Origin of the sequence: Bradyrhizobium sp. BRP56 (genome assembly GCF_020194035.1) — a bacterium.
Classification (GTDB): domain Bacteria; phylum Pseudomonadota; class Alphaproteobacteria; order Rhizobiales; family Xanthobacteraceae; genus Bradyrhizobium; species Bradyrhizobium australafricanum.
In genome coordinates this window covers 1-12,139 of record NZ_JADYVV010000081.1, presented here as the reverse complement: position 1 = coordinate 12,139, position 12,139 = coordinate 1, and the positions used below count along the sequence as shown (strand labels likewise).

Below are 12,139 nucleotides of genomic sequence, written 5' to 3'. Positions count from 1 at the left end.
AATTGGGCCACGATCTAGCCTTACACTCCGCCGTCGTCCCTGCTTTCGTGTTTGGTCCCTGCAGATTGGTTGGATGGAATCGGTGTAGAACGAGGCGTGGCCTTTGTTAGGGAGCGCCTCGTGTCATGGAACTGAGCTTGCACGCGAACGCCACGACGACGCCGAAGACACGTGCCTACATCCAGCGCAGCCGGAAGTCGGTCGCTCAGTTGGCGGCCGAATTGGGGGTCAGCGAGACCACGATTTATCGCTGGCGCAGCCGCACGACGGTCGAAGACCGCTCGCACCGGCCGAAGAACCTCACGACCAGCCTCTCCGCGGTTGAAGAAAGGGCCGTTTGTGAACTGCGGACGTCGCTCCAATTGCCGCTGGACGACATCGTTGAGGTGATGCGGCGATGCATCAACGCCAAGCTGTCCCGTAGTGCCATTCACCGCTGCCTGCAGCGCAATGGCATCAGCCGGCTTGCCAAGCCTGACAAGCCCAAAGCCGGCGTCTTCGAGAATGCCAGTATCGGCTTCATCCATATCGACGTGAAGTATCTGCCGGCACTGCAGCGCCGCACCAGCTATGCCTTTGTCGCCATCGACCGAGCCACCCGCTACGTCTTTGTCGAGGTCCATTCCAAGCGGGACGGGGCCACCGCGACCGGTTTCCTTAAGCGCTTCCTGGCTGATTTTCCGCACCAGGTTCACACTATCCTCACCGGCAACGGTGCCGAGTTCACCGACCGCTTCGCCGTCGACAAGAAGAACAAGCCGCCCGGGAAGCCTTCCGGCGACCACCCCTTTGATCAACTCTGCCGACAGTGCGGCATCCAGCATCGCCTGACCAAGCCCTACCATCCGCAGACCAACGGACTCGTCGAACGTTTCAACCGGCGCATCGCCGAAGCCATTGGCCGCGAAACAAAGCGTGGCAGCGCCCGGCGGACCTTCATCGATCACGCCGATCGAGACACCTTCATCGCCAAATTCGTCCACGACTACAATCGAACCAGGCTCAAATGCCTCCGCTACCAGGCCCCAATGCGGGCCCTCGCCAATCATACGGGACCAAACACGTAGGCGGGGACCCATAACCACCGGCTGTGGTTATGTGGAAGGTGTCTGCCACCGTCTTTCATCGATAGATCACGCGGTATGGGTCCCTGGTTTCGCAGGGACGACAAGGAAGTACGTTGGCGAATGAAGCTTCCCGGATTACGCTGCCCTCCATCCGGGCTACGGATGGGGCGGAGGAAGCATGCGCGCGCGTCGGTTGGAAATTGCTGGATGCATCGCATTTCTCGCCGCTTTGAGTCTCGGCGTCGGTTCGGCTGACGCCGCAACCATAGTCGCGCTTGGCGCGAGCAATACCTACGGCAAGGGCGTGGCGCGCAACCAGGCCTATCCCGCGCAGCTCGAAGCGATCTTGCGAGCGAAGGGATTGAGCGTCCGCATCGTGAATGCCGGCATCAATGGCGACACTACGGAAGGGATGCTGCAACGCCTGGACCGCGCCGTCCCGAACGGGACCCGTGCGGTGATCTTGCAGCCGGGCGGCAATGACCGGCGCAAGGGCAGCCCTGACCGGACCGCGGATATTCAAAGTCGGCTCAGCGCCCGTGGCATCGCGGTGATCATGCTCCCTAATGGGATGCTGGGTGGACTCCCCCATCAGCCCGATGGTGTGCATTTGACCCCCGAGGGCTATCACATGCTCGCCGAGCAGCTTGCTTCGCAGGTATCCGGCGCGATCGGCCGCTAGCCATCGCGTAGCCCGGATGAAGCCACGGGTCGCGCGAATGCGCGCCCGAGGACAGGCTCCGCGCAATCCGGGACTCTTCCTGCGGATGAAGACCCCGGATTTCGCTTCGCTCCATCCGGGCTACGGATCGCGCCCTTACCTTGGGCACCCCGTGCCCGTTGTTAGTGCTTGATGTCGACCGGCAGCAGTGTTCTGCTCAAAAAAGCTGCTGGAGCCCTCGGTCCGTGTCGATATCATTCGCACTGCATCACGTCACGCACTACAAATACGACCGGCCGATCGATCTCGGGCCCCAGACCATTCGGCTTCGGCCGGCGCCGCATACGCGCACGCCGATCACGAGCTATTCGCTCAAGGTCTCGCCCGCCAACCACTTCGTGAACTGGCAACAGGACCCGCAGGGCAACTGGCTGGCGCGCTACGTCTTTCCCGAGAAGACCACCGAGCTCAAGGTCGAGGTCGATTTCACCGCTGACATGACGGTGGTCAATCCGTTCGACTTCTTCGTCGAGCCCTATGCCAACAGCTTTCCGTTCGAATATCCCGGCGATCTCAAGACCGAGCTCGCGTCCTATCTCGAGACCGATGAGCCCGAGCCACTGCTCGCGGCTTACCTGAAGGAGATTCCGCGCCAGGCCGACAGCACCGTCAACTTCCTGGTCGAGCTGAACGCGCAGCTACAGAAAAAGATCAGCTACGTCATCCGCATGGAGGCCGGCATCCAGACGCCGGAGGAGACGCTGGCCGCGGGCTCCGGCTCCTGCCGCGACTCGGCGTGGCTCTTGATCCAGACGCTGCGCCACCTCGGGCTCGCCGCGCGTTTCGTCTCCGGATATCTCATTCAGCTGCGGCCGGACATCGATCCGCTCGAGGGGCCGCGCGAGGTCGAGAGCGATTTCACCGACCTGCACGCCTGGGCCGAGGTCTATCTACCGGGGGCGGGCTGGATCGGTTTCGACGTCACCTCCGGCATGCTGACCGGCGAGGGCCACATCCCGGTCTGTGCCACGCCACACTACCGTTCGGCCGCGCCGGTGACCGGCACCGCAGGCGTTGCCAATGTCGAGTTCGGCTTTGAGATGAGCGTCAGGCGCATCGGCGAGGCGCCGCGCATCACCAAGCCATTCTCCGATGAATCCTGGGCGCGGCTCGACCGGCTCGGCGAGCAGGTCGATGCCGACCTGAGGAAAGACGATGTGCGCCTGACCATGGGCGGCGAGCCGACCTTCGTCTCGGTCGACGATCTGGAATCGCCGGAGTGGAATGTCGCCGCGGTCGGTCCGACCAAGCGCGCGCTCGCCGACGAATTGATCCGCAAGCTGCGCACGCGGTTCGCGCCGGGCGGCCTGCTGCATTACGGCCAGGGCAAATGGTATCCCGGCGAGAGCCTGCCGCGCTGGGCGTTCGGTCTCTACTGGCGCAAGGACGGCAAGCCGATCTGGAAGAATGCCGGGCTGATCGCCGGCATTGAGAATTCGCGCAGGGCCGAGATCGCGGAGGCCCAGCGTTTCGTCGAAGTAACAGCAACCAAGCTTGGTCTCGGCGCCGACTATGCCATGCCGGCTTATGAAGACCCCGCCTTCTGGCTGCAGCGTGAGGCCGGCCTGCCGGCCAATGTCAGCCCGGCGAATTCCAAGCTGACCGATCCGGAAGAGCGCGCCCGGATGGCGCGGGTGTTCGACGAGGGGCTGACCACGCCGAAAGGTTACGTGCTGCCGATCCAGCGCTGGAGCCCGCTCGGCGATCGCGTGCCGGCACGCTGGCGCAGCGAGCGCTGGAAGATCCGGCGCAGTCATCTGTTCCTGTCACCCGGCGACTCCCCGCTGGGCTTGCGGCTTCCGATCGCCTCGCTCGAATATGTGCCGCCGGACGATTATCCCTACGTCGTCGAACGCGATCCGATGGCGCCGCGCGACGTGCTTTCCGACGAGCTGCAGCAAGCCTTGAAGGAGATTCCCGAGCCGCTGCCGGTGCGCACCGCGATGTCGATCGAGGTTCGCGACGGCGTGCTGTGCGCTTTCATGCCGCCGGTCGAGAAGGTCGAGGATTATCTCGACCTGATCGCAGCGATCGAAGCCGCCGCCGAAGAGTTGCAGCTGCAGGTGCACGTCGAGGGTTACGCGCCGCCCTTCGATCCGCGCATCGAGGTGATCAAGGTGACGCCGGATCCCGGCGTGATCGAGATCAACGTGCAGCCGGCGCAGAGTTGGCGCGAGGCCGTCGACATCACGCTCGGCCTCTATGGGGACTCCGCCAAGACGCGGTTAGGGGCCAACCGTTTCCTGATCGACGGCCGCCACACCGGCACCGGCGGCGGCAACCACATCGTGGTCGGCGGCAGCAGGCCGGAGGATTCACCGTTCCTGCGCCGGCCCGATCTGTTGAAGAGCCTCGTGCTGTACTGGCAGCGGCATCCGTCGCTGTCCTACCTGTTTTCCGGGATGTTCATCGGCCCGACCAGCCAGGCGCCGCGCATCGACGAGGCGCGGCATGACGGCCTCTATGAGCTCGAGATCGCGCTGTCGCACGTGCCGCCGCCGGGCATGGACGCGCCGCTGTGGCTGGTCGACCGCTTGTTCCGGCATATCCTGGTCGACATCACCGGCAACACCCATCGCGCCGAGATCTGCATCGACAAGCTCTATTCGCCCGACGGCCCGACCGGCCGGCTCGGCCTCATCGAATTCCGCGCGCTCGAGATGCCGCCCGACCCACGGATGTCGCTGGCGCAGCAACTGTTGATCCGCGCGCTGATCGCAAAGCTGTGGCGGGAGCCGCAGCAGGGCCGGTTCGTGCGCTGGGGCACCGCGCTGCATGACCGCTTCATGCTGCCGCATTTCCTCTGGGAGGATTTTCTCGGCGTGCTCGCCGAGCTCAAGCAATCCGGTTACGACGTCGAGCCGGAATGGTACCAGGCGCAACTTGAATTCCGTTTCCCCGCCTTCGGCCGCGTTCATCATGGTGGCGTCGGTCTCGAACTGCGGCAGGCGCTCGAACCCTGGCATGTGCTGGGCGAGGAGGGCACCTCGGGCGGCACCGTGCGCTACGTCGATTCGTCGGTCGAGCGTCTGCAGGTGAAGGCGACCGGATTCGTCGAGGGGCGCCATGTCATCACCTGCAACGGCAGACGGATGCCGATGACCGAGACCGGCCGTGCCGGCGAGGCGGTCGCCGGTGTTCGTTTCAAGGCCTGGCAGCCGGCCTCCGGCCTGCATCCGACCATTCCCGTGCATGCGCCGCTGACGTTTGACCTGATCGATACCTGGAACGGCCGCTCGCTCGGCGGCTGCGTCTATCATGTCGCCCATCCCGGCGGCCGCAACTACGAGACCAAGCCGGTCAATTCCTACGAGGCCGAGGCGCGGCGGCTGGCGCGCTTCCAGGAGCACGGTCATACCCCCGGCAAGATCGAGACGCCGCCCGAGGAACGCACAATTGAGTTTCCCTTGACCCTCGACTTGCGGACGCCGCTCCTGCACTAATTGTGTCAAGGGGAAGTGGAATGTCCGCATCGGGTGGCCAAGGCAATAGTCAAGGCAGCAGTCAGGAGAGCAGGGCTCGTCCCGGTCAGCGCCGGATGGCGCAGTGGACCCGCGACTATGTCCGGCTGCCCGGCATTCCCGACGAGTATATTGCCGACAACGGCGCGCCGCGGCCGGCTTGGGCGCGCTTTTTCGACGCCTTTGCCGCGCTGTCGCCGGCCGATATCGAGCGCCGCTTCGCCTCCGCCGATCGCCATCTGCATGAGGCCGGCGTCACCTATCGCGCGCCGGGCGACACTTCCGACCGGATCTGGCCGCTCAGCCATCTGCCGCTGATCATCGACGCGGCGGACTGGCGCCAGCTCGCCGCTGGTGTCGCGCAACGCGCGCAGCTTCTGGAGATGGTGCTGGCCGATCTCTACGGCGAAGGCCGCCTCGTTGCCGACGGCGCCATCCCCGCCGCGGCGATCGCCGGCAGCAGCGAGTATCTGCGCGCGGTCAGCGGCATCAAGCCGCCGGGGGGCCGCTATCTGCATCTCTATGCCGCCGACATCGGCCGCGGGCCTGACGGCCGCTGGTGGGTGCTCGGCGATCGCACGCAGGCACCGTCGGGCGCGGGCTACGCGCTGGAAAACCGCCTGGTGCTGTCGCGCGCCTTTTCCAATCTCTACAAGTCGATGAATGTCGAGCGCGTCGCGCCGTTCTTCGAGGCGTTCCGCGATTCGCTGCGCGCCAGCGCCGATCGCGACGAGCCGCGGATCGGCCTGCTGACGCCCGGCGCGTTCAGCGAGACCTACTTCGAGCACGCCACGCTGGCGCGCTATCTCGGTTTCCTGCTGGTCGAGGGCGACGATCTCGCGGTCTCAGGCGATCGCGTCCACATCCGCACCGTCGCCGGGCTGAAGCGGCTCGACGTGCTGCTGCGCCGGGTCGATTCCAACATGCTCGATCCGCTCGAGCTCGACGCGTCCTCCTATCTCGGCGTGCCCGGGCTTGTCGAGGTTCTGCGCAAGGGCGGCGTCGTGGTCGCCAACATGCCGGGCTCCGGCGTGATGGAGGCGAGGGCGCTGCTCGGCTTCCTGCCCAATCTGTGCCGGCGCCTGCTCTCTGAAGACCTGATGATGCCGCACATCGCGACCTGGTGGTGCGGCCAGAAATCCGCGCGCGAGCATGTGCTGTCGCGGCTCGACGAGTTCGCGATCGAAGGCGCCTATGGCCGCGGCGTTGCGGATTTTCCCGGCAACGGACCGGTGCTCCCGGGCGAATTGTCAGCCGTGGACCGCGACCGCCTGAAGGATGCCATCAGCCATCGCGGCATCGATTATGTCGGTCAGGAGCTGGTGCGGCTGTCGACCACGCCGGTATGGGAGAACGGTCGCATCGCGCCGCGTCCGTTCGTGTTGCGGGTGTTCGCGGCGGCGACGCCGAGCGGCTGGACCGTGCTGCCCGGCGGCTTCTGCCGGATTGCCGATCGGGCCGATGCGCGCGCGGTGTCGATGGGCGATGGCGCGGTGTCCGCCGATGTCTGGGTGGTCTCCGACAAGGCGGTTGAGACCTCAACCCTGCTGCCGGCGGTCGACACCGTCCGCATCCGCCGCATCGCCGGCGTACTGCCGAGCCGCGCCGCCGACAATCTGTTCTGGCTCGGCCGCTATCTGGAGCGTGCCGAGGCCACCATCCGGCTGATCCGCGCGCTGTGCACGCCGCTGCGCGATCCTGCGCGCGCGAATTCGAACGGCTCGGCGCCGGCGATGCATTCGGCCGAGCGCATCCAGCGCATGCTGGTCGCCTGGGGCGCGGCCTCGCAGACCGCGCGCGCCAATCTCGCCAAGGTCGCGCTCGAAGCGTTGCAGAGCGAGGAGAAATTCGGCTCGGCGCTGTCGCTGGTGCGATCCGCGCAGCGCACCGCGACCTCGCTCCGCGAGCGGCTGTCGCCGGACGCCTGGCAGGTCATCACCGAGATGGCTGATCGGCTCGCCATCGAGGTTCATGACGATGACGGCGTCGTCAGCGCCGCCGAACTGACCTTGCAGGAGCTCGCAAGCTTCGCCGGCCTCGCGCAGGAAAACATGAACCGCGCCGCCGGCTGGCGCTTCCTCGAGATGGGCCGCCGCGCCGAGCGCGCCGTCAACACCACGCGCTTTGCCCGTCAGTTCGCCTATGACGAAGCCGGTGATGAGGATCTCGACGTTCTGCTCACGCTGGTCGACTGCCAGATCACTTATCGCTCGCGCTATCTGGTGCAGCCGCTGCTCGCACCGGTGCGCGATCTGGCGGTGCTCGACCCCTATAATCCGCGCTCGGTCGCATTCCAGGTCGCGGCGCTGAACGAGCATATTGCCGCGCTGCCGAGCCTGAAGGAGCATGGCCTGATCGAGCGGCCGCAGCGTCTTGCCGTCGCGGTCGAGGCAATGCTCACAACGGCTGAAGCCTCGAGCCTCGACGTCAAGACGCTGTTCGCGCTGGAGCAGGATCTGCTCAACCTCGCCGACGCGATCGGGCTGCATTATTTCCCGCACGGACCGAATGCCAGCCGGCCGGAGAAGCTCACGGGGTTGGCGTGATCTACGACATCCGTCACGTCACGACCTACAGCTACGAGACCCAGGTCAGCTTCGCGCGCTGCTCGCTGCGGCTGGAGCCGGTCACTGGCGACGGGCAGCAGTTGATCTCGCATTCGGTCGAGATCCGTCCGAGGCCCGCGGAACGCACCGCAAGGCGCGACTTCTTCGGCACGCTCACTGAAAGCGTCCTGATCGAGACCGCGCATCGCAGTCTGCGCATCGATGCCCGCTCGCGGGTCTCGGTGGCGCGGCAGCCGCCGGCGCGCGACGCCGCCAGTCCGCCCTGGGAAGACGTGCGTGACAACGCGTTCGAGGCGTTGAGCCTCGATGCGGCCTCGCCGGTCGGCTACGTCTTTGCCAGCGCGCTGGTGCCGGTGCTACGACCCGTGACGGCCTACGCCTCCGCGAGCTTCTTGCCCGGTGGCGGCATCCTCACCGGGGCGGCCGACCTGATGCGCCGCATCCGTAACGACTTCAAATACGATCCCAAGGCGACCGTGATCTCGACGCCGCTTCGCGACGTGTTCGAAAAGCGACATGGCGTGTGCCAGGACTTTGCCCATGTGATGATCGCGGGGCTGCGCGGCCTCGGCCTGCCCGCGGCCTATGTCAGCGGCTATTTGCGCACCATTCCGCCGCCGGGCCGGCCGCGGCTGCAGGGCGCGGACGCCACCCATGCCTGGGTCTCGGTCTGGTGCGGCAGCGCGCTCGGCTGGGTCGGGTTCGACCCGACCAACGATCTGATGGTCGGGAGCGACCATATCATTCTTGCCGTCGGCCGCGACTTCGCCGACGTCTCGCCGGTCGATGGCGTCATCGTTGGTGCGCGCAAGCAAAAGCTCGCCGTTGCGGTTGACGTGCTCCCGGTCGAGTGAGCGAGACTGGCGGGCTGAGCGTTCGACCGCGCCAATGCGGTCGCGATCAGGCGACGTGCCGCTTGCCCGATTTGTCCCACCCGATCGGGCTGACGATTACGCGGTCGCGGCCTTCACGCTTGGCTTGATAGAGCGCAAGGTCCGCGGCCTTGAGCAGATCGCGCGACGTGCGCTCGTGGTCCGGGACGAGGCAGGACAATCCGATGCTGACGGTCGGCAATTCAGGCTCGGATTCCCGCGCAGCCGCCAGCTTGGTGCGAATCCGTTCGGCAATTTCCAGGGCGCCCGTCTTGCCGATGCCCGGCAGCAACACCGAAAACTCCTCGCCGCCATAGCGGGCACCGAGATCAGTTGCACGCTTGGCGCTGCTTGCGATGCACCGTCCCACGGTGGTGAGCACGGCGTCGCCGGCCTGATGCCCGTAGGTGTCGTTGTAGATCTTGAAATGATCGACGTCGATCATCAGAAGCGAGACCGGCGCCTTTGCGCGCATGCCGCGGCGCCATTCGACGTCAAGGGTATCGTCGAGGCGGCGGCGGTTGGCGAGGCCCGTCAGTGCATCCGTGCTCGCGAGGTGCGCGAGCCGGTCTTCCGCAGCGGCCCGCCGTTTGAGAGCGGCCACCAGGTAGAACATCAGGACGATCGAGAAGCCGCAGAGCGCTGCCACCACGCTGCCGATCAGCCAGAGCTGCTGCCACCAGTCGGCATAGATGCCGTCGAGCGCAAGACCCTCGGCGATGAGCAGGCGATTGTGTCCGACCGCCTGGAAAACATAGAGCCGGCTGACATGATCGACGATCGATTTCGTGACGTAGGAGCCGGATTGCCGTGCCGGAAACTGCTTGAAGACCAGAGAGTCCTTGATGCTCTGCCCGATCTTGCTGATGTCGAACGGGGCGCGCATCAGTATGACGCCATCGCTGTTGAACAGCGCCATGCTGTCGCCGAAGCCGAAGTTCAGCTTGCGAAACAGATTGTGGAAATAGCTGAGCCGCATGCTGCCCGCGACCACGCCGGCAAAGGAGCCGTCGTCATTGTTGATGCGGCGGCTGAGGCTGATCAGATATTCGCCGTCAGAGGTAATCCACGGAGCGCTGATGAACAGCCCGCTGTCCGCTCGCGTCTGATGTGCCCGGAAGAAGTCTCGATCGGCGAAATTTGCGGCCCGCGGCGTCACTGACTTGGAATCGAGCGTGACGTCCCCTGCCGCATTCAGCACGAGGATCGAGCCGAGGTCCTTGGCTGTGGCGGCGCGGTCGAACAGCACGACCTGACGAAGCTCCGGGCTGATCTTGCCGAGCTCCGGCAGCTTCACGCCGTCGGCGACGGCCTGGAGCGAGAGGTCATAAAGGTCGATGTTACGGTCGATCTCGCTGGCGATGGAGGCGACGAGGTTGGTCGCACCTTGCTTCGCATGCTGATAGTCCTTGCCCGCCATCTCCCAGAGGATGGATGCGCAGATCGCCGAAAAGCAGAGAACGAGGCCGATCCCGAGCGCGAGGAGCCGTTTGGTCGGCACTGCCTTCGGCTTTGGCAAAAGCCCGTTCATTGCTCGCTTCCACTTCCCCGCGCCCTCGCGCAGCGACGCTTTTCTATGGAGGCATCAAATTGAGAAATGCGACCCGAAGCGGAGGCAATTTGTGTCCGTGCGTTGGGAGAGTCTTAACCATCCGGATTGCCGGGGCCCTGTCGCAGGGCCCTGCCACATCGCCGCTCAGGTTCCGGTCCGCTGCAGGCCGTCGGCCGCGTCGCCGCGCAGATTGCGGAAGAACTGCTCGACCTCGCGCGATAGCGTCTCGGCGGTTGTGGTCAGATCGTTCGAGGCCGCGAGCACCGATTCCGCCGCCTTACTGGTTTGGTCCATATCGTCACGGAGCGAGCCGACATTGGTGACCAGGGTCTCGTTGCCCTGGGCGGCCATCTGGGCATTGGCGGAGATTTCGCGCGTCGCCGCGTCCTGCTGGCCGATCGCGCTCGCGATGTTCGCGGTGACGTTGCTGATCTCGCGCACCGCCTGACCGATCTCGCGCACGGCGGCCACCGAGTTGCGGGTCGAGGCCTGGATCAGGCCCACATTCTCGCTGATCTCGGCGGTTGCCTTCGCTGTCTGGCCGGCCAGCGCCTTGACCTCATGCGCGACGACGGCGAAGCCACGGCCGGCATCGCCGGCGCGGGCGGCTTCGATGGTGGCGTTGAGGGCGAGCAGGTTGGTCTGCTCGGCGATCGCCTGGATCAGGCTCAGCACCCCGTCGATGCGCTGGGTGGTGGCGGCAAGGCCCTCGATCTCGGTGATCGAGCGGTCGGTGCGCGCACCGGCCTGATCGACTGCGCCGGACGACTGCTTGACCTGGCGGCCGATCTCCTCGACCGAGGCGGAGAGTTCTTCGGCTGCGCCCGCCACCGCGGAGACGTTGCTCGAGGCCTGTTCGGTGGCGCCTGCCGCCGCCACCGCGCGGCCGCTGGCGTCCGACGCGACGATTGCGATGGTCTGCGCGGTTTGACGCATCGTCGCGGCGTTGTCGTGCACCACGCGGAGCACCTCGCCGATCGTGCCACGGAACGCTTCGACGAAGGTCTCGATATGCCGGCCGCGCGCGTCGCGCGCCTCGGAATCCTGTACGACCTGCGCGTTGAGGCTGCGATTGCGGTCCATCGCCTCCTGGAAGACCTTGATGGCGCGTGCCAGTGCGCCGATCTCGTCGCCGCGCCCGACATGCGGTACTTCGACATGGTCGGTGCCCTCGGCGACGCGCTTGATCGTCGTGGTGATCTGCGACAGCGGCCGGGCCACCGAGCGGGCGATGATCAGCACGCCGAGTACCACCACAATCAAGGCCGCGGCGCCGAGGCCGGTCAGCACCAGCGCCATCGTGCGGTTGGTGTCGGTCTCCCGCGCCAGCTTCTTGCTGCGCTCGGCATAGACCTTGGAGAGCGCCTCGAGATCCTTGTTCAGCGCGGTGCGCACGTCGCGGTTGGCGTCGTTGTCGCCCCACTCCCGCCCGGCTGCGGCGCCGATCTCGATGCCGCGGCGTACCAGCTCCTTGCGGAAATCGATGAACTGCTCGATGCGCTTCTTGAACACCGCGAACTGGGCGGCGTCGTCGGCCTGCACCAGCGTTTCCCAGTTCTTGACCACGCCGAGAATGCGTTCGTTGAACGCCAGCAGCCCGTCGCCGTATTTCTTCACCGCTGCCGGATCGGTCGACATGTAGATGCCGCGGGATTCCATCACCACGGCGTAGACCAGTGAATTGACCCGCTCGACATTGAGTGCGGCACGGCTTGCGAGGTCGACGGCCTCGGTCAGCTCGGCATTACGCCGCGCATTGTATTCGGACAGGAAGGTGATGGCCGCGGTCAGCGCCGCAATCAGTGCAAACGTCGAGTACAGCCTGGCAGCAAGCGAGAATCGGGATGCCATTGGAGGCCGGGACATGGAGATGGGGAATGTGACGGGGGCGGGCATTGC

7 protein-coding genes are annotated in these 12,139 nt (G+C 65.7%); 5 read left to right on the top strand and 2 right to left on the bottom strand.

What is annotated here, in order from left to right; genetic code table 11:
* The first annotated feature begins 125 nt into the window (after positions 1 to 125).
* The 5 genes from I6F38_RS37325 (at position 126) to I6F38_RS37305 (ending at position 8,670) form a co-directional block, all read left to right on the top strand.
* Positions 126 to 1,067 carry an IS481 family transposase gene (locus I6F38_RS37325; RefSeq protein ID WP_225163913.1) on the top strand — a complete coding sequence of 314 codons (942 nt, stop codon included), beginning with the start codon at positions 126 to 128 and terminating at the stop codon, positions 1,065 to 1,067.
* A gap of 178 nt (positions 1,068 to 1,245) precedes the next feature.
* Positions 1,246 to 1,749, top strand: a complete 504-nt coding sequence (locus I6F38_RS37320; protein WP_225163912.1) for a GDSL-type esterase/lipase family protein — start codon at positions 1,246 to 1,248, stop codon at positions 1,747 to 1,749.
* Positions 1,750 to 1,973: 224 nt separating this feature from the next.
* On the top strand, positions 1,974 to 5,231 hold the full coding sequence (locus tag I6F38_RS37315; protein ID WP_225163911.1) for a transglutaminase family protein: 3,258 nt from the start codon (positions 1,974 to 1,976) through the stop codon (positions 5,229 to 5,231).
* Positions 5,232 to 5,251: 20 nt separating this feature from the next.
* Positions 5,252 to 7,795 (top strand): circularly permuted type 2 ATP-grasp protein, encoded by a 2,544-nt coding sequence (locus I6F38_RS37310; protein WP_225163910.1) that lies wholly within the window; start codon positions 5,252 to 5,254, stop codon positions 7,793 to 7,795.
* Positions 7,792 to 8,670 carry a transglutaminase family protein gene (locus tag I6F38_RS37305; protein ID WP_225163909.1) on the top strand — a complete coding sequence of 293 codons (879 nt, stop codon included), beginning with the start codon at positions 7,792 to 7,794 and terminating at the stop codon, positions 8,668 to 8,670. Before I6F38_RS37310 ends, I6F38_RS37305 begins: the two co-directional genes overlap by 4 nt.
* A gap of 46 nt (positions 8,671 to 8,716) precedes the next feature.
* Here the strand turns inward: I6F38_RS37305 and I6F38_RS37300 are convergent, their stop codons facing one another.
* Together I6F38_RS37300 and I6F38_RS37295 are read right to left on the bottom strand one after the other, a co-directional pair.
* Positions 8,717 to 10,219 carry a sensor domain-containing diguanylate cyclase gene (locus tag I6F38_RS37300; RefSeq protein ID WP_225163908.1) on the bottom strand — a complete coding sequence of 501 codons (1,503 nt, stop codon included), beginning with the start codon at positions 10,217 to 10,219 and terminating at the stop codon, positions 8,717 to 8,719.
* Between the two features lie 165 nt (positions 10,220 to 10,384).
* A complete protein-coding gene (locus tag I6F38_RS37295) occupies positions 10,385 to 12,091 on the bottom strand; it encodes a methyl-accepting chemotaxis protein (RefSeq protein WP_225163907.1) in 1,707 nt (568 codons plus the stop codon).
* Positions 12,092 to 12,139 lie beyond the last annotated feature (48 nt).

Coding starts and splice junctions, on each gene's coding strand:
- I6F38_RS37300 (WP_225163908.1), bottom strand. CDS start 10,219: ATGAACGGGCTTTTGCCAAAGCCGAAGGCAGTGCCGACCAAACGGCTC.
- I6F38_RS37325 (WP_225163913.1), top strand. CDS start 126: ATGGAACTGAGCTTGCACGCGAACGCCACGACGACGCCGAAGACACGT.
- I6F38_RS37295 (WP_225163907.1), bottom strand. CDS start 12,091: ATGGCATCCCGATTCTCGCTTGCTGCCAGGCTGTACTCGACGTTTGCA.
- I6F38_RS37310 (WP_225163910.1), top strand. CDS start 5,252: ATGTCCGCATCGGGTGGCCAAGGCAATAGTCAAGGCAGCAGTCAGGAG.
- I6F38_RS37320 (WP_225163912.1), top strand. CDS start 1,246: ATGCGCGCGCGTCGGTTGGAAATTGCTGGATGCATCGCATTTCTCGCC.